18 protein-coding genes are annotated in these 25,907 nt (G+C 64.8%); 9 read left to right on the forward strand and 9 right to left on the reverse strand.

From position 1 onward, the window contains the following. The first annotated feature begins 256 nt into the window (after positions 1–256). The 5 genes from NVV90_RS09385 (at position 257) to NVV90_RS09405 (ending at position 7,453) form a co-directional block, all read left to right on the forward strand. Positions 257–1,540 (forward strand): MFS transporter, encoded by a 1,284-nt coding sequence (locus NVV90_RS09385; RefSeq protein ID WP_258440876.1) that lies wholly within the window; start codon positions 257–259, stop codon positions 1,538–1,540. 33 nt (positions 1,541–1,573) lie between these two features. After that, on the forward strand, positions 1,574–2,809 hold the full coding sequence (locus tag NVV90_RS09390) for a CaiB/BaiF CoA-transferase family protein (RefSeq protein ID WP_258440877.1): 1,236 nt from the start codon (positions 1,574–1,576) through the stop codon (positions 2,807–2,809). Then, entirely contained in the window at positions 2,809–3,969 is a 1,161-nt protein-coding gene (locus NVV90_RS09395; RefSeq protein WP_396125394.1) for an acyl-CoA dehydrogenase family protein, read from the forward strand. The genes NVV90_RS09390 and NVV90_RS09395 overlap by 1 nt, the downstream gene beginning before the upstream one ends. Positions 3,970–4,082: 113 nt before the next feature. After that, a complete protein-coding gene (locus NVV90_RS09400; RefSeq protein WP_258440879.1) occupies positions 4,083–6,140 on the forward strand; it encodes a 3-hydroxyacyl-CoA dehydrogenase NAD-binding domain-containing protein in 2,058 nt (685 codons plus the stop codon). A gap of 185 nt (positions 6,141–6,325) precedes the next feature. After that, positions 6,326–7,453 carry an acetyl-CoA C-acyltransferase gene (locus tag NVV90_RS09405; protein WP_258441124.1) on the forward strand — a complete coding sequence of 376 codons (1,128 nt, stop codon included), beginning with the start codon at positions 6,326–6,328 and terminating at the stop codon, positions 7,451–7,453. An 8-nt stretch (positions 7,454–7,461) separates the two neighbouring features. Here the strand turns inward: NVV90_RS09405 and NVV90_RS09410 are convergent, their stop codons facing one another. From NVV90_RS09410 to NVV90_RS09430, 5 genes are all read right to left on the reverse strand, one after another. Beyond that, entirely contained in the window at positions 7,462–12,312 is a 4,851-nt protein-coding gene (locus tag NVV90_RS09410; protein WP_258440880.1) for an NAD-glutamate dehydrogenase, read from the reverse strand. Positions 12,313–12,663: 351 nt separating this feature from the next. After that, a complete protein-coding gene (locus NVV90_RS09415; protein WP_258440881.1) occupies positions 12,664–13,011 on the reverse strand; it encodes a DUF6510 family protein in 348 nt (115 codons plus the stop codon). Next, entirely contained in the window at positions 13,008–13,745 is a 738-nt protein-coding gene (locus NVV90_RS09420) for a ferredoxin reductase (protein ID WP_258440882.1), read from the reverse strand. The genes NVV90_RS09415 and NVV90_RS09420 overlap by 4 nt, the downstream gene beginning before the upstream one ends. Positions 13,746–13,755: 10 nt before the next feature. After that, positions 13,756–14,349 (reverse strand): molybdopterin-dependent oxidoreductase, encoded by a 594-nt coding sequence (locus tag NVV90_RS09425; RefSeq protein ID WP_258441125.1) that lies wholly within the window; start codon positions 14,347–14,349, stop codon positions 13,756–13,758. 389 nt (positions 14,350–14,738) lie between these two features. Then, positions 14,739–15,191 (reverse strand): Lrp/AsnC family transcriptional regulator, encoded by a 453-nt coding sequence (locus NVV90_RS09430; protein ID WP_258440883.1) that lies wholly within the window; start codon positions 15,189–15,191, stop codon positions 14,739–14,741. 125 nt (positions 15,192–15,316) lie between these two features. On the opposite strand from NVV90_RS09430, the gene NVV90_RS09435 reads away from it, so the two are divergent. Both NVV90_RS09435 and NVV90_RS09440 read left to right on the forward strand, forming a co-directional pair. Further along, positions 15,317–15,934 carry a LysE family translocator gene (locus NVV90_RS09435; RefSeq protein WP_258440884.1) on the forward strand — a complete coding sequence of 206 codons (618 nt, stop codon included), beginning with the start codon at positions 15,317–15,319 and terminating at the stop codon, positions 15,932–15,934. A 39-nt stretch (positions 15,935–15,973) separates the two neighbouring features. Continuing rightward, on the forward strand, positions 15,974–16,681 hold the full coding sequence (locus tag NVV90_RS09440; RefSeq protein ID WP_258440885.1) for an RraA family protein: 708 nt from the start codon (positions 15,974–15,976) through the stop codon (positions 16,679–16,681). 264 nt (positions 16,682–16,945) lie between these two features. Here NVV90_RS09440 and NVV90_RS09445 read toward each other — a convergent pair whose 3' ends face one another. After that, entirely contained in the window at positions 16,946–18,175 is a 1,230-nt protein-coding gene (locus NVV90_RS09445; protein WP_258441126.1) for an IS110 family transposase, read from the reverse strand. Between the two features lie 633 nt (positions 18,176–18,808). Here NVV90_RS09445 and NVV90_RS09450 point away from each other — a divergent pair. Continuing rightward, entirely contained in the window at positions 18,809–19,432 is a 624-nt protein-coding gene (locus NVV90_RS09450) for a hypothetical protein (RefSeq protein ID WP_258440886.1), read from the forward strand. Between the two features lie 899 nt (positions 19,433–20,331). On the opposite strand, the gene NVV90_RS09455 is transcribed toward NVV90_RS09450, so the two are convergent. The 3 genes from NVV90_RS09455 to xylA all read right to left on the reverse strand — a co-directional run bounded on the left by NVV90_RS09455 (position 20,332) and on the right by xylA (position 24,396). Beyond that, positions 20,332–21,417 carry an AAA family ATPase gene (locus tag NVV90_RS09455; protein WP_258440887.1) on the reverse strand — a complete coding sequence of 362 codons (1,086 nt, stop codon included), beginning with the start codon at positions 21,415–21,417 and terminating at the stop codon, positions 20,332–20,334. A gap of 284 nt (positions 21,418–21,701) precedes the next feature. Next, positions 21,702–23,186 carry a xylulokinase gene (gene xylB / locus NVV90_RS09460; RefSeq protein WP_258441127.1) on the reverse strand — a complete coding sequence of 495 codons (1,485 nt, stop codon included), beginning with the start codon at positions 23,184–23,186 and terminating at the stop codon, positions 21,702–21,704. 19 nt (positions 23,187–23,205) lie between these two features. Then, positions 23,206–24,396 carry a xylose isomerase gene (xylA, locus tag NVV90_RS09465; RefSeq protein WP_258440888.1) on the reverse strand — a complete coding sequence of 397 codons (1,191 nt, stop codon included), beginning with the start codon at positions 24,394–24,396 and terminating at the stop codon, positions 23,206–23,208. A 239-nt stretch (positions 24,397–24,635) separates the two neighbouring features. On the opposite strand from xylA, the gene NVV90_RS09470 reads away from it, so the two are divergent. After that, positions 24,636–25,907 carry an FAD-binding protein gene (locus NVV90_RS09470; protein WP_258440889.1) on the forward strand — a complete coding sequence of 424 codons (1,272 nt, stop codon included), beginning with the start codon at positions 24,636–24,638 and terminating at the stop codon, positions 25,905–25,907.

Consider the following 25,907-nt stretch of genomic DNA (forward strand, 5'->3'; position numbering starts at 1 on the left):
GGAACCGCTGCCCAAGGGCTGTAGAGCGGCAGGGACCAGTGTGTCCACCGGCGGCCACGGTAGGTGACTTCCGGTGAGACCGGAACGGGCCCGCCCTGTGGCACTTCCGGTCTGCCCACTTCCCGCCGGTCAAATCCGCACGCGAACGCAAACCTCTCTCGACTAGGAGACAACGATGTCCCACTCGACCCCTTCCAGCGCAGGTCAAGCCCCGGCTGCAGCTGGTTCCACCGCTGTGCCCACGTACCCCGAGCCCATGGATGCGATCTCGATGGATGCACTCCCGTCCAGCCCTTCACCGTCCCGTGTAAAGAACAACCCTGAGGGCCTGCCCACAAAGGTGGTGGCCGGCGTTTCGCTTGGGGTGCTGGCGTTCACGTTCATGCTCAATGCGATGGACCGGCAGGTCTTTGCGCCCCTGTTGAGCACCATCAGCACGGAATACGGATTCAACCTGCAAGCCGGCGGACTGCTGGCCACAATCTTCACCCTGGGGATGGCCGTCGCAGGCATTCCCGCAGGGTTCCTGGTGGAGCGCTTCTCACGCAAGACGGTCTTGATAGTCAGCATTGTGGTCTATTCCCTAGGCACGATGGCTACGCCGCTGGCATCCTCGTGGGGCGATATGGCCCTGTACCGGATCATCTCGGGTCTAGGGGAAGGGATGCAGGCCGCCGCACTGTTCGCCGCGGTGGGCGCGTTCTTCCATAATCGTCGCGGCCTCGCCTTGGGCGTCTTGGGCTTCGCGTTCGGTCTGGGTGCGACGTTCGGTCCGCCACTGGGTGTCATGTTCGCCGGCCATTTTGGGTCATGGCGAGCCCCGTTCTTCATTTTCGGGCTGCTCGGCCTGGTGATCGCGGTGGTCGCCATGTTTGTGGTCAGCCCAAAGTTCACTGAGCGGGCCATCAGCATGACCGGCGCCGAGGGCTCCTACGACTACATGCCGGCCAAGGCCTACAACCGCAACTCCATGGCGATCGCTGCCGCCTCCGGGTGCGGTGCCCTCGCCCTGTATGGGTTCCTGGGTCTCTACCCGACGTTCCTGACGACTCAGCTTCACGTATCCACCGGAGAGGCCGCATTGGCGCTCAGCTTCGTAGGCATTGGAGGCGTGGCAGGGCTGTTCGGCGGCTGGATCGGTGATCGGATCAACCAGAGGACCCTGTTGATGGTTTCCTTGGTCGTGATGGCGGTAATCGGTGTGTTGATCTACGTAGTGCAGGCATCGTTCGTCTGGCAGTGTGTCTTCGCCTGCTTGATGGGTATCTTCGGTACCGGTGTCTTCTTCCCCAACACCAACAGTGCGATCCAGCGGGCGGTCCGTCCGCACCAAGTCGGGCGAGCCGCCGGTCTGTTCGTCACTTGCTACTACGGCTCGGCCGCCTTCTCGGGGCTGCTGTTCGCGGCGCTGGTGCCGATGCTCGGCTGGCAGGGAGCCGGCTTGCTGCAGGTCACGGCGCTGCCCCTGGTGGCCGCCGCGATCATGGTAATCGTGCGGCCCTCCCTATTCAACAACGCGGCCCGCGCGGCCACCCACTGATCACCCTGCTAATCGCCACGTAAGGAGAGTCAAATGACTGCTGATTCGCAAGATCCGCCTCTCGGCGCCCTGACGGGGATCGTCGTCGCCGATTTCAGCAGGGTGCTGGCGGCGCCCTATGCGACGATGTTGTTCGGTGACCTTGGTGCCGACGTGATCAAAGTAGAGCGTCCCGGGTCTGGTGACGACACCCGTCATTGGGGGCCACCGTTCACTGATGATCATGAGGCGACGTACTTCTTGTCGGTGAACCGCAACAAGCGATCGTTCACGGCCGATATGTCGGAACAGGCAGATCACGACGATCTGGTCGAGCTGATTCGGCGTGCTGACGTGTTGATCGAGAACTTTCGTCCCGGCACGATGGCACGGCACGGGTTGTCCTATGAGCAGCTCGCCGCGATCAACCCGCGGCTGGTGTATTGCTCGGTCACCGGGTTCGGCTCGGAAGGGGCAGCCGCCGCCCTGCCGGGCTACGACCTGCTGGTGCAGGCCGTGGGAGGACTGATGAGCGTTACCGGTCCGGGCCCGGGTGAGCCGGTCAAGGCCGGCGTTGCCTTGGTCGATGTGCTGACGGGCTTGCACGCTGCGATCGGTGTGCTGGCCGCCCTGCGTGCACGCGAGACCACCGGCAGGGGCCAGCTCGTCGAGGTCAACCTGCTCAGTACTTTGCTGTCCAGCATGGTCAACCAGAGCGTCGGCTACACGGCCGGGGGCGCGGTCCCCGGCATCCTGGGGAACCGGCATCCTTCCATCGCGCCCTACCAGCTGTTCCCGACTTCCGACCGGCCGGTCGTCATAGCGGTCGGCAACGACCGGCAGTTCGCGCAACTATGCGCGGCGCTTGGAATCCCCGAGGCAGGGAACGATCCCCGTTTCGCAACCAACACGGCCCGCGTCGCCCACATCGATGAACTGGATCGGACCATAGCGGCACGGACCGTGGAGCAGACTGCTGCCCACTGGTACCGGGTGCTGTCAGCCCATGGGATTCCCTGCGGTCCCGTCAACGACATCTCACAAGCGTTCGCCATGGCCAGCGAGCTTGGGCTGACTGCCCGTATCACCGTGGGCACCGACCAGGACAGCGTGGACCTTGCTGCCAACCCGATCACCCTGTCCGACACGCCGGTCTCCTACCTTCGGCGGCCACCACGGCTCGGGCAACACGCCGACGAAGTGCGCGCCTGGCTTAACGGTCCGCCTGCCATCGAACCCCCGCAACACCACCACAGCATCAACAACCAGCCAATGGGAGCACACCAGTGATCGACCTCGCCACCGACTACCTCGACATCGACTCCCTGCTCAGCCAGCAGGAGATCGACCTGCGCAGCCAGGTCCGCCAGTTCGTCGACGACCGCATCCGACCCAACATCAACGCCTGGTACGAGGACGCGGTCTTCCCCCAGGATCTGGTCAAGGAAATGGGGAGCCTGGGCCTGCTGGGCATGCACCTGACGGGGTATGGCTGCGGCGGCCGCAGCGCCGTCGAGTACGGGATCGCAGCCATGGAGCTCGAAGCCGGCGACTCCGGCATCCGCACCTTCGTGTCGGTGCAGGGATCGCTGGCCATGAGCGCGATCTCCAAGTTCGGTTCCGAGGAGCACAAGCAGCAGTGGTTGCCTGGCATGGCCGCGGGTGAGCTGATCGGCTGCTTCGGCCTCACCGAGCCAACCGCGGGCAGCGATCCCGCCAACATGCTCACCCGGGCCGATCGTGTTGGGTCGGGCTGGGTGCTGAACGGAGCCAAACGCTGGATTGGTCTCGCCTCCATCGCCGACGTTGCGATCATCTGGGCGGGCACCGAGGACGGCATCCGCGGCTTCGTCGTGCCTACCGACACCCCGGGCTTCCTGGCCACCCCGATCTCCGAGAAGCTTTCGATGCGCGCCTCCATCCAGTGCGACATCACCCTGGAGGACGTCCATTTGCCTGAGGGCGCCGTACTGCCCGACGTGGTCGGTCTCCGTGGTCCTTTCTCCTGCCTTAACGAGGCGAGGTACGGCATCCTGTGGGGCGCCATGGGAGCCGCCCGTGACGCTTACCAGACCGCCTTGGCGTACGCGAACCAGCGGACCCAGTTCGGCAAACCGGTCTCCTCGTTCCAGCTCACCCAGCAAAAGCTGGTGGACATGGTCCTGGAGATCCAGAAGGGAACGCTCGTGGCCCTCCAGACCGGGCGGCTCAAGGACGCCGGCAGGCTGCGACCGGAGCAGATCTCCTTCGGCAAGCTAAACAACGTCCGCCAGGCGATCGAGATCTGCCGTTCCGCCCGCACTATGCTCGGCGGAAACGGGATCACCCTCGAATACTCACCGCTGCGGCACGCCAACAATCTCGAAAGCGTGCGCACCTATGAGGGGACCGACGAGATCCATACGCTGATCATGGGCCGCGCGATCACCGGCGTCCCGAGCTTCTCGTAGCGCCGCGGCGATTCCGCAGCCCGGGGATTCCCCTGCCCTGCGCTTTCGCAACCCTGACCCCTCAAGTGTCGGGTCCTGCTGTCCTCTCCTTATCTATGTGTGAAGGAAGTCTTGTGCCAGAAACCGTTACCGAGACCTGCACCGCCTATGTTGACCATGCCGGTTTCCGCTTTGCCGTTCTGACCCTGGAGAACCCCGGCCACCGCCCCGTGACCCTGGGCCCGGCGTCGCTGGCCAACTTTGATGCGGCAGTGTGCGCCTTGGACCTGTCCGGAGTGGATGCCGTGGCCGTGACGGGCAAGGGCTCGGTCTTCTGCGCCGGCGCGGACCTGAATATGATGACGGAGACTGCCACGCCGGAGCAGGCCGAGGACGTGGCGCGGCGGGGCTTGGAGGTGCTCGGCCGGCTGGCGTCTCTTCCGGTGCCCACGTTCGCGTTCGTCAACGGGACCGCACTGGGCGGGGGGCTGGAACTCGCTCTCCACACGGACTACCGCACGGCCGCGGACTCGGTCCGGGCCCTGGGCTTTCCCGAGGTCCGCCTCGGCCTGGTGCCTGGCTGGGGCGGCATCCCGCGCACAACGGCACTACTCGGGCCCGCGCAGGCGGCCCGTTTGGTGGTCACGGATTCCCTCGCGGGCAACAACCTCTCCGCCCGCACCGCGGCCGAGCTTAGCCTGGTCGATGCCGTGCTGCCGGAAGACGGATTCCTGGCGGCATCCCTGGAATTCGCCGTCGGCATCCTCTCCGGCACGGCCGTGGCGGCCCGCGCCGGCGACAGGGCGGAGCAGGAGACCTCAGGCGCCGTCGCAGGATCCGCAGCGCTGGAGGCCCTACGGATGCAGATCGACGCCCGCCTACACGGTGCCGCTCCCGCCCCCTACCGCGCCCTGGAGCTGCTCGCCGCGGCGGCGGCCGCCCCAGCCCTTACCGCCGTACCGGCCGGAGAGGCGGCGGAGATCCGGGCCTTCGGCGAGCTGCTGCTCTCCGATGAGGCCCGCGCCAGCATTTACGCTTTCCACCTCACTCAGTCCCTGGCGAAGAAACCCGCGGGCAGGCCGACCGCCGAGCCGCTGCCGGTGCGATCGGTGGGCGTCGTCGGTGCCGGGCTGATGGCCAGCCAGCTCGCCCTTCTCTTCGCGCAGCAACTGCGCGTCCCGGTACGGATCACGGACCTGTCCCAGGAGCGCATCGATGCCGCGATGGACTGGATCGGCGGGCAGCTGGACAAACTCGTTCGCCGGGGGCGCATGCAAGCCGCCGACGCTGACGCCATCCGCGCCCTGGTCACCGGAGGAACGGACAAGGCAGCTTTCGCGGACTGCGACGTGGTCATCGAGGCGGTCTTTGAGGAACTGGAGCTCAAGCGTGCGGTGTTCGCTGAGCTCGAACCGCTGCTGCGGTCGGAGGCCCTGCTGTTGACCAACACTTCCTCGCTGTCCATTGAGGCCATGGGCGCTGCCCTCACCCGCCCGGGGCGGCTGATCGGCTTCCACTTCTTCAACCCCGTGGCCGTGCTCCCACTGGTCGAAATCATCACCGCGCGGCATACGGACGAGACGACGCTTGCGACGGCGTTTGAGCTGGCCCGGCGGCTGCGCAAGACGGCCGTACTCGCCACTGATACAGCCGGCTTCGTGGTGAACCGCGTGCTGACGCGGCTGCTTGACGAGGTCTTGTCCTTGGTCGACGACGGCGCCGATCCCGCTGTCGTGAACGATGCCTTGGACCCGCTGGGCCTGCCCATGGCTCCGCTGCGGCTGCTCCAGTTCATCGGCCCGGCCGTGCAGCTGCATATCTGCCAGGCCATGCACCGGGCGTACCCGCAGCGCTTTGGTGTGAGCCCCAGCCTGGCGGCGCTCGTGGCCGCGGGGCTCCCGGGCTATTTGGACAACGACGGCGGAATCTCGCCCGCCGCGGCCGCGTTGCTGCCGGCGTCGAACCCGACAGATGCCGGCGCGGTCCGCGCCAGAATCCTGGCCGCGCTGGCCCAGGAAGTCACAGCGATGCTCGATGAGGGCGTGGTGAGCGGACCCGAGCAGATCGACCTGTGCATGATCCTCGGCGCCAATTACCCGTTCCACACCGGTGGGCTGACCCCTCTGCTTGACCGGAAAGCAGGCACCGAGTTCCATCCGGGGCTGCGCGTCCCGGTCCCCGCCGCCGGGTAGCCCCGCCGCCGGGTAGCTCCGCCGCCGGGTAGCCCCGCCGCCGGGCAACCCCGCCGCCGGGTAACCGGGTCGCACCCATGCCGGCGAACCGGCCCTCCATCCAGCCTCGTCCAAGGAGAGAAGAAGTGAACCGCAGTACAGATGTCGTCATCGTCGGGGCTGCCCGCACGCCGCAAGGCAGGCTGATGGGACAACTCGCCTCGCTGACCGCCGTCGATCTCGGCGGCACCGCGATCGCCGCGGCCCTTGACCGGTCCAACATCCGCCCCGACGCGGTCGACGCCGTCATCATGGGACACGTACTCCAGGCGGGGGCAGGACAGAATCCTGCCCGGCAGGCAGCCGCCGCCGGGGGCATACCGCTCAGCGCCCACGCCGCTACCGTCAATAAGGTGTGCCTGTCCGGGCTGAGCGCCATCATCGACGCGAGCCGGCTGCTGCGGTTGGGGGAAGCTGCAGTGGTGGTCGCCGGCGGACAAGAATCAATGAGCAACGCCCCGCATCTGCTGCCGGGTTCGCGCGCCGGGCACCTCTACGGCGACGCGGCGCTCATCGACTCTGTGGCCCACGACGGACTCACCGATGCGTTCGATCACCAGGCCATGGGCCTGGCCACGGACCGTGCCAATGAGGCGTTGGGGATTCCCCGCACCGCACAGGACAAGGCTGCGGCCGACTCCCACCGGCGGGCAGCGGTCGCGCAGGCCGCCGGGCACTTCGATGCGGAGATTGTCCCGGTCAAGGTGCCGCGGCCCCGCGGGGAGGCCGCGCTTGCAGGTAAAGACGAGGGTGTGCGTCCGGACAGCAACGAGGAGTCGCTCGGCAGGCTCAGACCAGCGTTCTCCGCATCCGGCACGGTTACCGCCGGCAATGCCTCGCCGCTCAACGACGGCGCGGCCGCCGTCGTCCTGACAACCCGCGGCTACGCAGAGGCCCACGGCCTCGAGATCATGGCGGTACTCGGTGCCCCGGGACAAACGGCCGGCCCGGACACCTCGCTGCCGGACAAACCCGCCCGTGCCATCGGCAAGGCACTCGAGACGGCAGGCTGGAGCGTGGAGGATCTGGACTTCGTGGAGATCAATGAGGCATTTGCCTCGGTAGCCCTGCATTCGGCGACACTGCTCGGGATCGGCATGGACAGAGTCAACGTTAACGGCGGAGCGATCGCCCTCGGCCATCCCATTGGTACCTCCGGTGCGCGGGTTGTGGTGGCCGCCGCGTACGAGCTCCAGCGCCGCGGCACCGGCAAGGCAGCCGTAGCACTCTGCGGTGGCGGCGGCCAGGGCGAAGCGCTGCTCCTGTCACGTTGACCCAGGCCTCACCGCCGCACCATGGTCCGCAGGAGTTTCAGCGCCACGGAGATGGAATCGATGTCCACTTGCCCGGGTTTGGTGACCTCCGCGAAGGTCTCCTTGATGCGAACCAGTTGCTCCTGGTGCCCGCGCTCCCACTCCACAATTCGTTCCACCGCACTGGCACCTGCAGCATTAAGGCCCTGGGTGGTCTGCATGACGGAAACGGTCATGTCGGCCACGGCGGAGTACACATCGTCGCGCAATGCGGCCCGGGCCAGGGCCTCCCACCGGTTCTGCCGGGGCAGGTCGGTAATGCGCAGCAGTAGACTCAACGCACCGATCCGATGGAAAACCGCGTAATACAGCTCGGCGATTGCGGTGACGGTTTCATCCACCTGCTCCGACACGAGTGAGATGTCCAGCAGCCCGAAGCTTTCCAGCAGATTAGCGGCGCGTTTCCCGAATTCGCGTGGCAGGCCGACGTCGTCCCAACGCGCCAGCCGATCCTCGGTATGGTCACGATCGGAGCCGCGCAGAAACTCCAGCGTCCTGGTCAGCAGCAGCCCAAACGTCGGCGCGATTCTGCCCAGGGCCTCGGCGACGGGCTGGTCCCGGTGGTCGTGAGTCACGTACCACCGTGTCGCCCGGTCCAGCGCCCTGCGCATATACAGCGCCACCTCTGCGGCGTATTCGCCGGGAATACTGGGGGGAAGTGCGGCCAACATGCCTGTTATCCAACGCAGCTCGTAGGCCTCTCGGATGACCACGAAGGCCTTGGCTACGGCCGCCGCAGTTGCGGTGGTTTCCTCGATGGCGCGGAACGCGAAGGTGATTCCTCCCACATTGATCATGTCGTTGGCCAGCACGGTGCAGATGATCTGCCGGCGCAGTGGGTGTTCGTCCAGCGCAGCGTCAAAGCGCTCCGACAGCTGGCGAGGGAAGTAGCCGCGGAGTACCCGGGTGAACCACGGATCGTCGGCGAAGTCTCTGGCGGTGAGTTCCCTGGCCAGCTCGATCTTGGCATAGGCGGCTAGCACGGACAGTTCCGGGGTGGTCAGTCCCTTACCTGTCCGCAGCCGCTCGTGGAGTTGCTCCGTGCTCGGCAGCGCCTCCAGACCGCGGTCCAGGTCCCCGGCGTTCTCCAGCCAGTCCATCATCCGCTCGAATCCGGGGCTCCACTCCAGCACCAGGTGCCGGTCGTTGAAAAGGAGGATGTTCTGGTCCACGTTGTTTTCCAGGACAAGGCGGGTTACCTCATCGGTCAGGGAGTGCAGGAAGCTTGCCCGTTCCGACGCCGGCATTTTGCCGGCCGCGATCATCCTGTCCACGAAAATCTTGATGTTGACCTCGTGGTCCGAGCAGTCCACGCCGGCCGAGTTGTCGATCGCATCGGTGTTAAGCAGCACGCCGTTCAGGGCCGCTTCGATCCGTCCGCGCTGGGTCACGCCCAGGTTCCCGCCCTCGACAACGATCCTGGCCCTCAGTTCGTTGCCGTTGACCCGGATGGCGTCGTTGGCTTTGTCGCCAACTTCCGTGTGGCCTTCCGTGGCCGCTTTGACGTAGGTTCCGATGCCACCGTTGTAGAGCAGGTCCACGGGGGCCCGGAGAATAGCCTGCATGAGCCCGTAAGGCGGCAGTGACGCCACTCCCGGCTCCAGGCCCAAGGAGATCCGTACCTGTTCCGTGATTGCGATGGCCTTGGCCCGGCGGGAATAGACGCCCCCGCCTTCGCCGATCAGCGAGGAATCGTAGTCGGTCCAGGAGGAGCGGGGGAGACCGAAGAGACGCTTGCGTTCCTCGAAGGACTCTCCCGCATCAGGGGTCGGGTCAAGGAAGATGTGCCGGTGGTCGAATGCCGCCACCAGTCGTATGTGGGGCGAGAGCAGCATCCCGTTCCCGAAGACATCGCCGCTCAGGTCTCCGATGCCGGCGACGGTGAAGTCCTCGCTTTGCGGATCCATGCCCAGCTCGCGGAAATGGTGCTTCACTGATTCCCATGCGCCTCGGGCCGTGATGCCCATCTGCTTGTGGTCGTATCCCACGGATCCGCCGGAAGCGAAGGCGTCTCCCAGCCAGAAGCCGTACTCGTGCGCCACGGCGTTCGCGGCATCGGAAAAGGACGCTGTTCCCTTGTCGGCCGCCACAACCAGGTAGTAGTCGTCACCGTCGTGGCGCACCACGCGCTCGGGCGGGACCACCTCTTCGCCGCCGGCGGACGTGACCAGGTTGTCCGTCAGGTCCAGCAGCCCGCTGATGAAAGTCCGGTAGCAGTCCAGGCCTTCGGCCAGCCACGCCTCCCGGTCCGCGGCGGGGTCGGGGAGGTGCTTGGGATAGAACCCTCCCTTGGCTCCGGTCGGCACAATGACGGAGTTCTTCACGTTCTGCGCCTTGACCAGTCCCAGGACCTCGGTACGGAAATCCTCGCTTCGCTCGGACCAGCGCAGACCCCCGCGGGCCAGGGCTCCGAAGCGGAGGTGGACGCCTTCAACGCGGGGTGAGTAGACCCAGATCTCGTACTTCGGCCGGGGAAACGGTGCGTTGGCGATTGCGGCTGGATTCAGCTTAAAGCTCAGGTAGGGCTTGTCCAGGAAGTAGTTGGTACGAAGGGTTGCTTCCACCAGGTTCATGAGGGTGCGAAGGAGCCGGTCGGCGTCGAGCACAGGGATCTCCTCGATCGCAGCCAGGAGTTCCTTCGTTGCGACAGCTGAGACCCTGAACCGGTTGGGCCCGTCCAGCCCGGGATCGAATTTCCCGTGGAACAAGGCCAGGAGCGCGTGTGTCGCCCGGGCGTTGCCTATCAGCGTGTCCGCGATGAATCCGTACGAGTGGGTTGTCCCCAACTGCTGGAGGTACTTCGCATAGCTTCGCAGGATCGCCGTCTGCCGCCAGCCCACCCCCTCCCGGATGATGAGCGCGTCAATCCGGTCCGATTCGACGTCCCCCCGCATGGCAGCGGCGAAAGCGTCGGCAAGAAGTTCGCTGCTAGCCTCGGGGTCAACGCCGGCCGGATACTTCACGCCGAGGTCGTAAAGAAACACATCCTGGCCGCTCCCGCTCCCGCGCCGAAGCTCGAAAGGTCGCTGGTCCAGTACCTCGAGCCCGAGGTTGTGCAGGAACGGCAGGATCTGAGTCAGGCTCTTGGGCTTGGTCAGATAAAGGCGGATCCGGGCGTGCTCCTCCAGCGTGGGCGCGGCGCCGTCCTTCTTGACGTAAACCGTAAGCAGCGGATCCCCATAGTGTCTACCGCTTGTGCCGCCCAAGTCGAACGTCTCGAAATTGACGATGTCGCCAACCGCAACGTCCGCCTCATAAACCGCACGATAACCAGGCGGGAAAGCGTCCGACCACAGTTCGGAGAGCCGTGCGGCCTCGGCCGCTGGGAAGCGGTTACGGATCATTTCGTCGAGTCCGTCCGACCAAGAGCGAGTGGCAGATGTCAGGAGCCGCTCAATTTCGGAAGGGTCGACGACGGTGGTGCCGGACGCTGCGGCTTCCGGCGCGGCACTACCTATTTGGATCCGGAAGAACATCCTGGCCATGGCAGATTCGGTCAGCATGACCTCGAACTCGACGGATGTCGCCCTGAAGGCCTGCCTGAGTTCCTGCTCCATGCGTAGCCGCACAGCCGTGTTGTATCGGCGACGCGGGAAGAACACCAACGCGGACACAAATCGGCCAAAACTGTCGGGCCGAAGGAACACACGTATCCGCTGCAGCGCCTCGGGACGAAGTATCTCGCCCGCCAGCCGTGCAAGTTCATCTGCCTCAATGTGAAACAGCTCATTCCGGGGAAGGGTTTCCAGAATGGCCAATACCTCCTTACGCCGGCGGGACCGAGGTGTGAGTCCAAGGCGTTCCGTGACGGACTGAACCTTTTCGCGAATCACCGGAATCCGCTGGACCGACTGCTGTGCGGCGCCGGGCGTGAAAAGCCCTACGAACCGCCGTTCGCCGATTACCCTCCCGGCTTCGTTGAGCACCTGCAGGCGCAACTCGTCCAGATAAGACGCCCGCAGGACGGTTGACCGTACCTCAGAGGTGGCAACCGTGAGTGTCTGGGGTCCACCAAGCTGGGCCAGCCCTGGCGCCTGCCCAGCAGCGTCCCCTTCGGGCTGCCTCAGCAGACCCAGCGGGGAACCTTGCCGCTCAGCAAGCAGCTCCTGGCCGCCCGCCGTCGTAAGTTCATATTCGGTGTACCCAAGAAACAGAAAGTTGCCCTCGTCGAGCCACAGGAGCAACTGACGGAGCTGCTCCTGTGGCGGCACAACAGCCTGCGGGAATCCGTCCACCGAGGCGACGGCCTCCGAGACTTTGCCGTGGATGGCAGCGGCGTCCTCGGCGACAACGCGCACGCCGTCCAACACCCTTTGCAGGCGTTCTGTGAGCTTGCTCGTGGCTGCATCATCTGCCAGTTTGCCGATTTCCACGGCCACCCAGATCTCGGATGTTCCACAGGCTGGCGGCACGGACTCTTCCCGGAGACCTTCTCTGGAACGGCCGGGGCGGACGCCCAGCAGCTTGTAGGAATCTGGATCGCGCAGCACCTGGAAGGTCGGATGCACGAGCAGCCGGATCGAGGCGTCATCACGGGTGAGCTCCGCCATCACGGAGTGAACCAGATATGGCATATCCTCGGCAACCACTGCAACGATGCTCGCGTCCAGCTCGTTCAGGATGCCGACTGCGGCCTGTCCGGGGCGTCGCGACGACGCCACCGAGAGATGGTGCGCCGCTCTGGCCCGGAGGGTTTCGGAGCTGTAGCCCTGCACGTCCTCCGTGGCTACATGAGCGTAGTAGTCAGCCAGGAAGTGCCCGTCGGGCTTGATGGCGCCGGCAGCAGCAGTATGCCCCGCGCGGCCTGATTTGGGTGACATGCCAATGCGCCTCCACAACGCGGGGTGCTAGCTCAAACTGCGGTTGATTGTCTCGTCGCCGCGCATGTTTTCATCATCGCCGCCACCCGGAAACACGTCCAGAGCCACCGCTTCCCGGGTTCTCTCATCGGTTTGAACTCGTCCTTCCCGGTACCGGACGTTTCGCCGCCCCCAGTTTGGGCGAGCCCAATACGGTGACTTTTGGCGACTCCGTCAAGCCGCTCAGTGGTTCGGTGGTCGCCTTCAGGTTCACGCGTGGCACGCTGCACCGAAAGACTTCCTGGATTCACGTGATCGGAGCTCCACCCGGCATTCGGATTGGCCAGTCAGCCCTGCCGAGAAGAGCTCGCTCTAGCCCTCGCGGTCGATCTGCAGATAGCTGAGTCCGCTCACATCCAGCCAGAACTGGGTGGGCGTCTCTACCAGGCGCAGCAGGATGCCCTCGCAGGAACTGCAGCGTACAACGATTCCCGGGGCGTCAGTATAGACCGATGCCTCCCCGAAGGCCCGGACCGCACCGCAGTGCTTGCACCGTCCGATAGCTGCGATGATATCGATGCGGAACAGCTCCCACAGCGGTCCTGCCGCCGCGTTTCCGTCGAGATGAGGTATCGGATTGCCCGCAATTCCGGCGATGTCCTGGTCCTCGAGGCGCGGGTCCTCAGCGCCCGGAGAAGCGGAGCCGTTGTTGCCGGTCACGGGGTTCCTCCTGTTCCGCCGAAGCGTTCGGTCTTGATCGAGGCAGCGGGATAGCCCGCCTGCACGAGCCATTCTGCGACCGTCTCTACAAATACCGTCTGACCACAGATGAAGGTGTCAGGGGCGGCGTCCGCCGGCAGGATGTTCGCCAGCAGGGTTTCTGCCGTGAGCCGTTTCGGAGCGGTTGGCCAGACTTGTGGCACTTTGCGTGTGTATACGTAGTCGACGGTGAGTTTGTGGGATTCTTGGCCCAAGGTGCGTAGCTCCTCCCGATAGAACCCCGCCTCCGGTGATCTAAGCGAGTACAGCAGCCGGAACTGTGACGGATTCTCAGATGCTTCATGCGCACGGATCATGGACATAAGCGGCACGATGCCGGATCCGCCTGCGATCAGCTGCGCCGGGTTCGTGGCCGTCGGGCGCCAAACAAACCAGCCGCCTACGGGCCCGCGGATCTCCAACTGGTCGCCGACCGCCAGGTTCCTGACCAGATAGGGGGAGACTTCCCCGTTGGCCAGTTCGTCGACGGTGATCTCTATGGTTTCGTCCATGCCGGCTGAAGCCACGGAGTAGGAGCGCACCGCCGTGTAACCGTCGGCTGCGGTGAGGCGGATATCGATGTGCTGGCCCGCGAGGTTGCCGTTCAGACCGTCTACCCGGAGGCCGATTGTTCTGGCGGTTTTCGTTTCGGGAACACCGCTGACGACGTCGGCGACGCGCCACAGGGTGCTCATCTGGCCGGCCTCATGAATAGCGCTCTTCACGCCACGGGTCGCCGTGGAGGTGGTAGCCGTTCGATTCCCAGAAGCCGGGGATATCGTCCTGCGTCAGCTCGAGGCCGTTGACCCACTTGGCGCTCTTCCAAAAATAGAGGTGCGGTACAAGCAGCCGAGCAGGTCCGCCGTGGGCTCGCTCGAGTGGCGCACCCTCGAATTCCCAAGCGATCCACGCGCGGCCGCCAAGAAGGTCCGGCAGTGGGATGTTGGTCGTGTAGCCGCCGTAGGAGTGGGCCGTGGTGAAGTCTAACGTCGTTTCCACATCCTCGAACAGAGTATCCAGTGACACACCCCGCCATGAGGTGCCCAGCTTGGACCAACTGGTCACGCAGTGAATGTCGGTCCGGATATCAACCTGCGGCAGAGCCATAAACGCATCCCATGACCAGGCATGGCGCCGCCCTGCCTCAGTGGTGATGAAGAATTCCCAGTCCTCCGTAGGGATATGGGGTGCAGGCCCGGCGGTGAGCACGGGAAAGCTTCCCGTCTCGTATTGGCCTGGCGGTATCGCTGGATTGCCTGTCTGACGTTTTCCATGAAAACCAGATGAAATGATTCCCATCATGTGCCTCCGCTGCGGAACTCCACCGGTCGACTATGGTCGGTTCCCCCACGATAGGGCAACGGCCGGACAGGGTCCAGACATTCACCGTTGACTCAACGGCTCAGCGGATTCCGCTATCAACAATCAGTGTGACGCAGGACGCCGTGATGGCCCACCGGCGTTCCAAGATTGAGCTGCGCCTAGGCCCGAAGCGCTTTTGTACGCGATCCTGGATTCGAATGACCAACACCGGGCGCATGGCGCCTGCGCACCCCATATGCCCTTTGAACCGCTGGCCCTCCGCTTCGCCTTTCGACCCGCCTTCCGGCGTTTTCCGAGCTGGGTGTCTCATCACACACGGCCTTACGCCTAGCAGCCAGCGCGGGGCCGTATGTGGATCCGGCGTTTCACAGCGGCAGGGGGCGGTTTTCGACGACGCTTTTCATGACCAGGGTCGAGCTTAGCTGTTGGACGCCGGGGAGGGTGGAGATCCGCTCGTCGTAGAGCCTTTGGAACGCGGGCAGGTCGCGGGCGACAACTTCCAGCAGGTAGTCGGGGGTTCCGAAGAGCCGTTGTGCCCGGAGGACGTTGGGGATGGTGGCGACGGCCTGCTCAAACGCTTCCACCGTGTCGCGGATGGCGTCGCGCATGGTGACGAAGACAAGGGCATCGAAGCCAAGGCCCAGGGCGTTGGCGTCGAGCTGGGCGCGGTAGCCGCTGATGGCGCCGGACTCCTCCAATGCGCGCAAGCGGCGGTGGCACGGCGAGAGGCTCAGGTTGACACGGTCGGCGAGCTCGGTGAGGGAAATCCGGCCGTCGTTTTGGAGTTCGGCAAGGATTTTCCTGTCTACGTTATCCATAGAGAATATTCTTCCCCATATCGCTCCTCTGGAGGTAGAAGTTGGAAGCGGCTTCCCCTCTGATTTCCCTAGGCTTTTCTTAGACCCTCGGACGTCATGATGGTCAGTAGTCTCTAGGAGAAGTCATGGCTTTCGGAATGGTCGCGGCGTTTTGGGCAGTGTCCTTCCTGTTCGTGCTGACGCCGGGGGCGGACTGGGCGTACGCCATCTCGGCCGGGCTCCGGCACCGGACCGTGCTGCCCGCCGTCGGAGGGTTGCTGTCCGGGCATGTGGTGGCCACCGCCGTCGTCGCTGCCGGGGTGGGCGCGCTGGTGAGCGGCTCGCCGGTGGTACTGACAGCGCTGACCGTTGCCGGTTCGGCGTATTTAGTCTGCTTGGGCATTGGCATGCTCAAGAACCCATCGATCCCTGAGGCTGGGCAGGAACAGGCCTCCGGATCGTGGGTGCGGCAGGCCCTGAAGGGCGCGGGGATCAGCGGGCTCAATCCGAAGGTGTTCCTGTTGTTCCTGGCGCTGCTGCCGCAATTCACCGACCCCAACGGCTCCTGGCCCATCGCCGGGCAGGTCGCAATACTCGGCCTCATTCACGTGGCCAGCTGCGCCGTCGTCTACACAGGCGTGGGCGTCGGTGCCCGCGTGGTGCTGCGTGCCCGCCCCGCCGCTGCCCGGACCGTTACTCGCATCTCCGGTGCCGCGATGGTCGCCATTGGTCTGTTCCTGCTGGTGGAACAACTGATCCACTAGCACCAACGTAGAGTCCCCACACATTGAGGAGAACAACCCTTGCAAGCAGAACAGCTCCACCGGACCTTCATGGACCTGACAACCCCGCACGTCGCGGATGCGTGCATGCGGCTCGGCATTGCGGTCCGCTGCGCCCCCGCAGATACCCGTCCGTTGTGGAGCGGCGCGCACCTGCTCGGCCGGGTCCGTCCGGCGCGCCACTACGGCAGCGTGGACGTCTTCCTGGAGGCAATCGACCACGCCGATCCTGGCGACGTCCTGGTGGTCGACAACGGCGGCCGGCAGGACGAAGCCTGCGTCGGGGACCTTGTGACGCTGGAGGCACGCCTCGCGGGCCTGGCCGGGATCCTCATTTGGGGACTGCACCGTGACACCGCCGAGTTGCGGACCATCCGGCTGCCGCTGTTTAGTGCCGGGGCGCTGCCGGTGGGTCCGCAACGCCTCGATCCACGTGACTCCGCAGCCTTGGTGTCCGCACGGTGCGGCGAACACGTCGTCACCGCCGATGACTTTGTCCTGGGCGACGATGACGGTGTGCTGTTCCTTCCCCTGGATCGCGCCGCCGATATAGCGGACGTGGCAACTGCCATCCGCGACACGGAACGCTCGCAGGCCGCCCGGATGCACATGGGGACGACGTTCCGGTCCCAGGCCCGTTTGGGGGAGTACCTCGCTGCCCGGGAAGCCGATGCAGAGTTCACCTTCCGGCAGCACCTGCGCGCCGTGGGCGGCGAGATCGAAGAATGACAGCCAGCGTGACCTGAAGGGGCCTACGCACGGATCCTGCAACGGACATGCCGGGTTGCCGCTACGCGGGGCCTCTTCCGCGGGCTCGGTTTTCTGCCCGGGGCAACGAAATGCAGCGCCCACTTTATGCGGTGCTGCTGTTGGACCAAGGCCTTTGGAGCGGAGAATCGGGGGTGTGGACACTGTCCACAGACCCGTGAATAACCTTTGCGGGGCGTGGGTGACCCTCCGGGGCGCTGCTCCGGTCGGTGGTGGCCCGCGGGATCAGGCAGCTGGGTCGATGACGACGGTGTGACCGAGACGTTCGAGCTGCGCGACGAAGCGGCGGGTGTGGGCCTGCTCATGCCGGTGCTGCAGCCACTCGGGCCCGAGATCACGGTAGGGTTCGTCGCGCTTGAGCATGTAGTAGGCGCTGACGAGGATTGAGTGGGCGGCGGCGATCTGGGCCCGTTTGGCGCCCCGCCGGGAAGCGATCCGGGATTGTTGGGCGGACAGGTAGGTGTTCTTGCTGCGCGCCGCTGACCCGGCTGCCTCTACCAACATCGAGGTGAGCCATTTGTTTCCGTGTCGGGCCCCGGCCGGACTCCGGCGCCCGGCTGACTCGTGGATCGCCGGCGCGACACCGGCCCAAGCGGCCAAGTGCGCCGCCGACGGGAACTGGGACATCTCACCGCCCGTTTCGGCAATGATGACCTGCGCGACTTTCAGCCCTACCCCCGGAATCGTCTGCAGCAACCCGATCTGGTGGGCCCACGGCCGCGACGCGGTTTCGATCGTCTCATCCAGCGTCGCCAGAGCGACCTCGACCCGGTCCAGTCGTTCGAGCATCGCCGCAGCCAGCCGAGCATGATCCGCATCGAAGTAGCCCGTCAAAGCCTCGATCAGGTCGGGGATCTTGGCCCGCATCCTTCCCTTGGCCAGTTGCGCCAGGACCTGAGGGTCGGCCTCGCCGGCAATCAATGCCGCGAGCATGGCACGAACCGAAACCGTGGTCACCGACGATGCGACCGAGGAGACCTTGATGCTGGCGTCTTCGAGCATCTTCTCCAACCGGCCAGAGTCCCTCGTCCGGTCTCCCATCAGCTGCACCCGGTAACGCGTCAGCAGGCGCAGACGGCGAATCGGTGGCGGCGGCACGAACGAAGGTCGAACCAGACCATGCTCCATCAACTGGGCGATCCACTCTGCGTCCTTGACATCGGTCTTTCGACCCGGGACCGCCTTCATGTGAGCGGCGTTGAGCAGCCAGCACTCCATCCGCTCCTCCAAAGCGTAAAACACCGGCTTCCAGTACGTGCTGGTCGACTCCATCGCCGCCAAGGTCACGCCTTGCCCGACCAGCCAATCCCTCATCAGCTCAAGTGAGCGCGTCATGGTCCGGAACGTCCGCGTCTCGCTGTGACGACCGCCGCCCGGCCCGGGTATACGCACGCACACGGTCACCGACTTCTTGCCGATGTCCAACCCGGCGACGCGCGTGAACATCACGTCCATCAGAATCACCAATCCTTCCAAGCGAGAACCGATATCAGCGCCGCTTGGAGGATCCTCTGTTCAGGACACAGACCCACGTGCTCTACGGCAACAATCCGGCACACCCAAGAACCCCGCGTCATACACTTCTACGGGCTCACCCGCACCAGTGTGAATCGACGTCGCCAAGCGGCACCCCAATTCTCATCCCTCGGCACGCGGAAGGCACTTCCCCATTCTTTACAGACCTTGCTTTGGACTGGGTCGTACAGCCGCCGGACCGGGCCGGATTCCGCATGTTTCCGCGGGAGCCCAGTGTTTGCAGGGGGGGGGGGGCTGGAGTCCGGTTCGAGTCCCACCTCGGGCACAGTGTTTCCCAGCTCAGGGGCCTGTTGGCCGCTGAGTGTGGACAAAATGTTCACGAATGGGCCCCTTTGGGGCCTTTTTTCGTACCCAATGAGCCTTAACCGACGCAGCGTCACGCCCACGATTCTTTGCTAATCGCGAGCCGTCCCCGACTGGCAACTCGCAAGAAAAGCCAGCAAACTAGGTAGGGGGTAATCAGGGGAGTGACCGAAGATCGCTCCCGCCGGATGGAAAGGCCCCGTCATTCCAAAACCAAATCGGCGATTCAATCCGTTCCGTAGGCACCTCATGCTCGGCCACCCACCCTCTTCAGAGGTCAAGAACTTCGGTGAGCTCAAACCGGTCGAACCGGCCGCTCGGCGGGAGGGAATGCCCCTCATAGGCGAAGATCAGGTCTACGTGGTGAAGTACGGGATGGCTTACCACAGCAGTTGGTGCCAGGCCGTGGCCGACAAGTGGCGTACCGCTCCCAGGGGACTGCTGGTAGCAATGTTGGCCGAGGTCGGGGCACGTAGCCCGTGCCAGGAATGCGCCCAGCTCTTGAAAGAGGCCAAGCCGTCGCCTGTGCAGAAGTACCAGACCCCGCAACCTCATCTGACCGACTGGGTGGTCCCGCTGAGGGTGATTGGGCTCGCTCATGGAATCCTCTTCCTGGCAGCGAGCCCGGAGCATCGGGGTCGCCTTAAGGAGACCGCTGTGGAGCCAGCGACGCCGCTCTACGTTGGCGGCCAGCGTGACGGCATGCTCGTACGGCTGGATGCCGGTCGCCCCGAACCACTCCTGGTTGTGCAGATGGACCCACGCGCCACGTTCCGGAATGGCCCTTACCAGGCGCGCCTGCGTCATCCGCTGCAGAGGTCGGCGACCAAACCCTTTGCAGTGGCCTGCATTGAACCGGTGCCGGAGGCATAGTATAGAGGGCTAAGCACAATGTGCACGGTCCCCCTTTGGGGGCGTGTTTTCCCAGCTCAGGGGTCTGTTGACCGCTGGGCAAGGTTTCAGTCCTGACAGTCAGGCCAGATTTCGGATCCGCCGTCGTGAATGCGGTCACCGGAGGTTTTCGCAACGGTCGACGGGGTACACCAGGCCGTGGCCGGGCAGCGGATCCCGTTGGACACTTGAACGTCCGTACCTTCGCAGGAGGGACTGCAGACGGGTCGGAAAGCTACTATCCGCTTCACTTCAGCCAGCCACGCTGACCGGACGCTATGGCGGAGGCCTCTTCCAAGGGTGCTGCCTGATTCATGGCTCCTCCTGCTCCCGGAGTCTTGCTAATTGCCTGCCGCGTCAGCGGCTTAGGTTCCTTGGGCTGCCGCTGGATTAACCGTGCCACCCGTGGATCAAGAGCAGCCGTGGTTTTCCATAGCTTTTGGCGCAGTTTTTGCGCAGGAAAAGGAAGCATTCGAGGCGTGGTCCTTGTCTGAGACAGTTGAGCGCCCAGCTGCAACCTGCCCCCAGTGCCCCGGCTGGTCCATTCCAGCACCGCCGGGCTGAGTATTTTGACGGCATCCAGACGTGGCTGGCCTCTCGTGCCGTCATCGCCATCGCTTTGGAGCTATGGCCCGGGCTCCAAGGCGGCCGGGATGCACATGGGTACGACTTTCCGTTCCCAGACGCCTGGCCGAATACCTCGCGGCCCGGGAAACCAATGCAGAGTTCACGTTCCGGCAGCACTTGCGCGCTGTCGGCGGAGATTGAGGAATGACAGCCAGCGCGGTGACCTGAAGCGTTGCGATGTGAGCCGCTGTCGGTGCCATGCCGTTGCGTCGCTCGACTCTGTCGCCCCGGCGAGGGCCTCTATCTGATGGCGGCTAACTTCGAAGGTATTGCCGGAGCCCGGGGATGGCGAAGTCGACCTTGCCGTAGCCGGCTGGTTCGATCAGGCCTGCGGCGATGAGCCTGTTGCGGTATTTGGAAACGACATTGGGCTTGGATTTGATGATGTGCCCGATCTGGGCGGCAGTTGAGGGGCCGTCCTGTTCGGCCATGGCGTGAAGGAAGTCGCGGTCCTTGTCGGAGAGGTCTGAGAGGGCGGACTCGACGACGACCAGCGTGTTCCGTCGCTGTGCGGCCGCGATGGCTGTGCGAACGCTGTGTTGATCCAAGGTCCAGTTGGCCTTGCCTGCCTCCATCCAGAGGTAGTAGCCAATGAGTTGAATGAGGAAAGGATAGCCTTCGGTGGCTTCTGCCGCCTCGTTGAGCAGTTCGGGGGAGACGTCGATGCCGCCGGCTTTGAACAGTTCCCGGTAGGAGGTGGTGACTTCGGCAATTGCGGCCTCGTGGAGGTTGATCCTGTCGGCCCGCCGCAGGAAGGTGGCCACGCCTTCGTTAAGTAGGTCGGAGACGGCTGATGGGAGGCCGGCGAAGATCAGACCAATGGGTAGCCCGTCGCGGATGAAGTGTTGCACGTCGGCGGCCAGTTGGGAGATTTCGGTCCGGTCCACGGCATGGATTTCGTCAATAGTGATGACCAGGCCTGTGGCTTTGGCGTCGAGCAGTTGAAGCAGTGTCTCCCCCGTTCGGCGCCAGTCCGGAAGTCGTTCCTGGGGGAGTTGGGTGGTGAGCCCGAACCCTGCCGCGGAGAAGGCGGTGATCTTTCGTGTTGGTGGCCCGTCTCCGAGTTCGTCAGCAAGGCGGAGCATGTCGTCGCCGATTCTGGCCAGGAAGCCAGGATTGGCTGTCCGGGAGATCACGGCCCAGCCGTGGTTCCTGGCGATGGCTTCTGCTGCGCTCAGCATGACAGTCTTGCCGATACCTCTGGAGCCGGTGATGATGGTGAGAAGCCCGGGAGCTCCTGATCCTTGTTGCAGCCCGTATTCGAATTCATCCAGGAGCCCTGCTCGCCCGATCAGGTCCGGTGGGGTGGCTCCGGCGGTTGGCTTGAATGGATTCTGCACGAGGCCTCCGGGGTGAAAGCGGGTGAAACTGGTGAAACTGGTGAAACTTTCGCCAGTCTAGCAGGCTCGTCATCAGGGAGCCCGGACGAGGCGTTGATTCGTTCAGTGCGGCTGAACCATGACAGTGGCGGTGCCGACGCAGGTTTCGGATTCGACACGTACGGAAGCGATCCGTTTGGTGGGAATGACTTCCCACCAAACGGATCCGCCGAATCCGGACCCTTTGTCCCTGAGGTCAGGAGGCCAGGCCTTGACGCGCTGGCGGATCAGGCGCCGGCGTCAATTCAGGCGCTCGCCCTCTTGTAGTTCGTGCTTATCAGCTCCCGGAAGTCCTGTTCCGGGGCCGCAGACAGCGCCACCGTCCACGTGGGCCGGTCCCCGGTGAGTGCCCACGTCGCCTGCACGGCGGCGCCCCGGGCCACATACTCGCCCGGGCTGGGAATGGACACAGGGAGATCAAAGACCTGGGCCGCAATTTGCTGCACGGCAGGATTCTGCACGGCGCCGCCAATCAGCAAGAGGCGTTCCGCGTGGCCGCCCACGGCACGCAGGGCATCCAAGCCTCCGCCGAGGCCGCACAGCATCCCTTCGATTGCCGCCCGGGCGATGTTCGGCCGCGTGGTGGAGGCGATGCTGAGGCCGTGGAAACTGGCTTTTGCATGAGGCAGGTTGGGCGTCCGTTCCCCCTCGAAATACGGTACCAGCACCACGCCTCCCGAACCCGGTTCGGCCTCCAGGGCGAGCCGGGACAGCTCGTCGAAGTCGACGTCGAGCAGTGCCGCAACGGAAGTGAGCACGCGTGCGGCGTTCAGCGTCACGGCGATCGGCAAGTATTCACCACTGGCATCCGCGAAGCCCGCCACGGTTCCGCTCACGTCTTGCCCCGGCGAAGAGTCGACAGCGAACACGGTGCCGCTGGTGCCCACGGACACGACGACGTCGCCGGGTTTGGCCCCCAAGCCAAGGGCGGCAGCAGCGTTGTCGCCGGCTCCCACGCCCAGCAGGATCCCGCCACCCAACGCCCCGCTTGCGCCGGGGCCACCGAAACACCCCGGGTGCACGCGGCCTGCGGCTTCGCCCGGGCCCAGCACGCGGGGGAGCACGACGCCGCCGCGCGGCGCCGTCGCTGTCCCGCCTGAGGCTTCCCGGGCGTTTTGGCCGAACGCCAGTTTGAACAGGTCCAGGTCATAGCTGCCGGTGGCCGGGCTCCAGTAGCCGGTTCCGCTGGCGTCCGAGCGGTCCGTGGTGAGCGCCTCGAGATCCGGCCCCAAGGGGCTGGCTCCTGCCGGGCCGTAGCCGCGGAGTCGCCACATGAGCCAGTCGTGGGGGAGTGCGACGGCGGCCACCCTGGCCGCGCTTTCGGGTTCGTGGTCCCTGATCCAGCGGATCTTGGTGATGGTGAAGGAAGCCACCGGCACCAGCCCGGTCCGCCGGGCGAAGTCCTCCGCCCCTACTTCGGCGGTGAGATCCGCTGCCGATCCGGCCGAGCGGGTGTCATTCCACAGCAAGGCCGGCCGGATCACGTTGCCGTCTCGGTCCAGCAACACCATGCCGTGCTGCTGGCCTGCGACGGAGAGCGCGCTGACGTCGGCCAAGCCGGCGGCATCGTCGATCGCTTCGGAAAGCGCCCGCCACCAGTGGTCCGGATGGACTTCCGTTCCGTCCGGGTGGCTCGCCCGGCCTTCGCGGACAAGGGCGCCGCTCAGGGTGTCAAGGACCACCACTTTGCAGCTTTGGGTAGAGGAGTCAACTCCCGCAACGAGGTTCAAGGAAGTCGCCGCCATGGAATCAGCGCGCTCCGAGCAGGTGTTCGATGAACAGCTGCTGGAGCTTCACGAATCCGAAGCCCTTGCCGCCAAAGTAGGCATCGGCGTCGAATTCCTCGTAGGCGGACTTGTCTGCCAGGAGCTGCTGGTAACCTTCACCCGGGTTGAGCGTGGGCTCATTGATTTCAGCCACCCGCGAAGCCTCCAGGGCCGCCTGGACCTCGGGATCTGCCCGGAATGCCTTGGCACGTTCCTTCAGGAGCAGGTAGGTCTGCATGTTCGCTGCGGCAGAGTCCCAGACGCCGTCGATGTCCTCCGTACGGGAGGGCTTGTAGTCGAAGTGGCGCGGCCCCTGGTAGGACGGGCCGCCGTCGGGACCGCCGTTTTCAAGCAGGTCCACCAGGGAGAAGGCGTTCTGCAGATCGCCGTGGCCGAACACCAGGTCCTGGTCGAACTTGATGCTGCGCTGTCCGTTGAGGTCGATGTGGAAGAGCTTGCCCTGGTACAGGGCCTGGGCAATGCCGTGGGTGAAGTTGAGTCCTGCCATTTGTTCGTGCCCGGTCTCGGGGTTGATGCCCACGAGCTCCGGCCGCTCCAGGGTCTCGATGAACGCCAAGGCATGGCCAAGGGTGGGGAGCAGGATGTCGCCGCGGGGTTCGTTCGGCTTCGGTTCGATGGCGAAGCGGATGTTGTAGCCCTTGTCCGTGACGTAGTCGCCCAGCAGGTTCACGGCCTCGCGGTAGCGTTCCAGGGCGCCGCGGATGTCCTTCGCGGCGTCGTATTCGCTGCCTTCGCGGCCGCCCCACATGACAAACGTTTCTGCACCGAGCTCGGCGGCAAGGTCGATGTTCTCGAGAACCTTGCGCAGGGCGAAGCGCCGGACGCCGCGGTCATTGCTGGTGAAGCCGCCGTCCTTGAAGACAGGGTGGCTGAACAGGTTGGTGGTGACCATCGGAACGATCATTCCGGTGGCTTTCAGCGCGCCCGTCAGGCGATCGATTTCGCGCTGCCGGTCAGCGGCGGAGCAGCCGAAGGGAAAGAGATCGTTGTCATGGAAGGTGATGCCGTAGGCGCCGAGGTCGCTGAGCCTGTTGACGGCTTCGACCGTGTCCAGCGGCGGGCGGGTGGCGGAGCCGAACTGGTCCTGGGCCTCCCAACCGACCGTCCAGAGGCCGAAGGAAAACTTGTCTTCACGGGTGGGCTGAATCGCCATTGAGTGCTCCGAGCAGTTAGTAGGGGTGCCCTGGCCGAGCATTTGTTCGGCCAGCGGATCTGGAATTGTTTCGCTACCAAACATATTACAGATTCATGTGATGTCAACCACCCTTCGGTGAGGGCTGTTCCCCGAGGGTGTGCCAAATTGCTGGGTGTTTTACGGCGAGGTCTTCATTCGCCTAGTATGTTGTAGGAAACACCAAATATGGCCTCTGGACCCTAACGAAGGATGCAACCATGACTCACCAACTGGTGGCGGAACGCAACTGGGCAGGCAACTACGGTTACCGGGCTCCGCGGATCGTCCACCCGTCAAGCGTGGATGAACTCCAGGCTCTGGTAGCCGGCGCCAAGAATGTCCGCGCGCTGGGCTCCCGGCATTCCTTCAACGCCATCGCGGACACCGCGGGGACCTTGGCAGTGCTTGACCGGCTTGACCCGGCCATCAACGTGGATGCCGGGAATCTGACTGTTGCCGTCAGCGCCGGCACACGCTACGGCACCCTCGCGGCCGAACTCTGGCGTCAAGGTTTCGCGCTTCATAACCTGGCCTCGCTGCCCCACATCTCCGTGGCGGGGGCAGTGTCCACAGCCACGCACGGATCCGGGGATGGCAACGGCAACCTCGCCACCGCCGTCACGGGCCTTGAAATGGTCACTGCCGACGGCACCATCCTTGCCACGCAGCGTGGTGACGCGGACTTCGAAGGCATGGTGGTGGGGCTCGGCGCGCTGGGTGTCGTCAGCCAGCTGACGCTGGACATCGAGCCCACGTTTGATGTCGTCCAGAGGGTCTTTGAAGACCTCGACTGGGAGCAGGTGCTGGAGAACTTTGACCAGGTTACTTCCGCTGCCTACAGCGTGAGCCTGTTCACCGACTGGAGCGGAGCAACGATAGGCCAGGCATGGCTCAAGTACCGTACGAGTGACCCGATGCCGGTGGACCCTACCTTGGAATTCTTCGGAGGGAAACCGGCCACGGTAGCCCGGCACCCGCTGCCCGGGGTGTCCGGCCGCAACTGTACGCAGCAGTTGGGCATCCGCGGCCCGTGGCACGAGCGGCTGGCACATTTCCGGATGGAATTCACCCCGAGCAAGGGCGATGAGCTGCAGAGCGAATACTTGATACCGCGTGAGCACGCCGCCAATGCCCTGCGAACCATGCGCGGGCTCGCCGATGTGGTCTCGCCCCTTCTGCTGGTCGCCGAGGTTCGAACGATCGCGGCCGATGCGCTATGGCTGAGCCCGAACTACGGCCGCGACGGCATCGGCCTGCACTTCACGTGGCGCCAGGACGAGCCGGCCGTCCAAGCGATCCTGCCGCTTCTCGAGGCAGAGCTGGCCCCTTTTTCAGCGAGGCCGCACTGGGGCAAGCTGTTCGACGCCGGGGCCGCCGCAGTCGCGCCGCTCTACCCGCGCATGGGCGACTTCATCGCTCTCTCGGACCGTCTGGATCCATCCGGAAAGTTTCGCAATGCCTATTTGGACCGCACGGTGTTCGGTAGTTGA

It is taken from the genome of Arthrobacter sp. CJ23, from assembly GCF_024741795.1.
Lineage (GTDB): Bacteria > Actinomycetota > Actinomycetes > Actinomycetales > Micrococcaceae > Arthrobacter.

What these genes read in the sequence shown, in the direction of transcription:
- NVV90_RS09385 (WP_258440876.1), top strand. Translation starts at nt 257, where the DNA reads ATGGATGCGATCTCGATGGATGCACTCCCGTCCAGCCCTTCACCGTCC.
- NVV90_RS09390 (WP_258440877.1), top strand. Translation starts at nt 1,574, where the DNA reads ATGACTGCTGATTCGCAAGATCCGCCTCTCGGCGCCCTGACGGGGATC.
- NVV90_RS09405 (WP_258441124.1), top strand. Translation starts at nt 6,326, where the DNA reads ATGGGACAACTCGCCTCGCTGACCGCCGTCGATCTCGGCGGCACCGCG.
- NVV90_RS09410 (WP_258440880.1), bottom strand. Translation starts at nt 12,312, where the DNA reads ATGTCACCCAAATCAGGCCGCGCGGGGCATACTGCTGCTGCCGGCGCC.
- NVV90_RS09420 (WP_258440882.1), bottom strand. Translation starts at nt 13,745, where the DNA reads ATGAGCACCCTGTGGCGCGTCGCCGACGTCGTCAGCGGTGTTCCCGAA.
- NVV90_RS09425 (WP_258441125.1), bottom strand. Translation starts at nt 14,349, where the DNA reads ATGGGAATCATTTCATCTGGTTTTCATGGAAAACGTCAGACAGGCAAT.
- NVV90_RS09430 (WP_258440883.1), bottom strand. Translation starts at nt 15,191, where the DNA reads ATGGATAACGTAGACAGGAAAATCCTTGCCGAACTCCAAAACGACGGC.
- NVV90_RS09435 (WP_258440884.1), top strand. Translation starts at nt 15,317, where the DNA reads ATGGCTTTCGGAATGGTCGCGGCGTTTTGGGCAGTGTCCTTCCTGTTC.
- NVV90_RS09445 (WP_258441126.1), bottom strand. Translation starts at nt 18,175, where the DNA reads ATGGACGTGATGTTCACGCGCGTCGCCGGGTTGGACATCGGCAAGAAG.
- NVV90_RS09450 (WP_258440886.1), top strand. Translation starts at nt 18,809, where the DNA reads ATGCTCGGCCACCCACCCTCTTCAGAGGTCAAGAACTTCGGTGAGCTC.
- xylA (WP_258440888.1), bottom strand. Translation starts at nt 24,396, where the DNA reads ATGGCGATTCAGCCCACCCGTGAAGACAAGTTTTCCTTCGGCCTCTGG.
- NVV90_RS09470 (WP_258440889.1), top strand. Translation starts at nt 24,636, where the DNA reads ATGACTCACCAACTGGTGGCGGAACGCAACTGGGCAGGCAACTACGGT.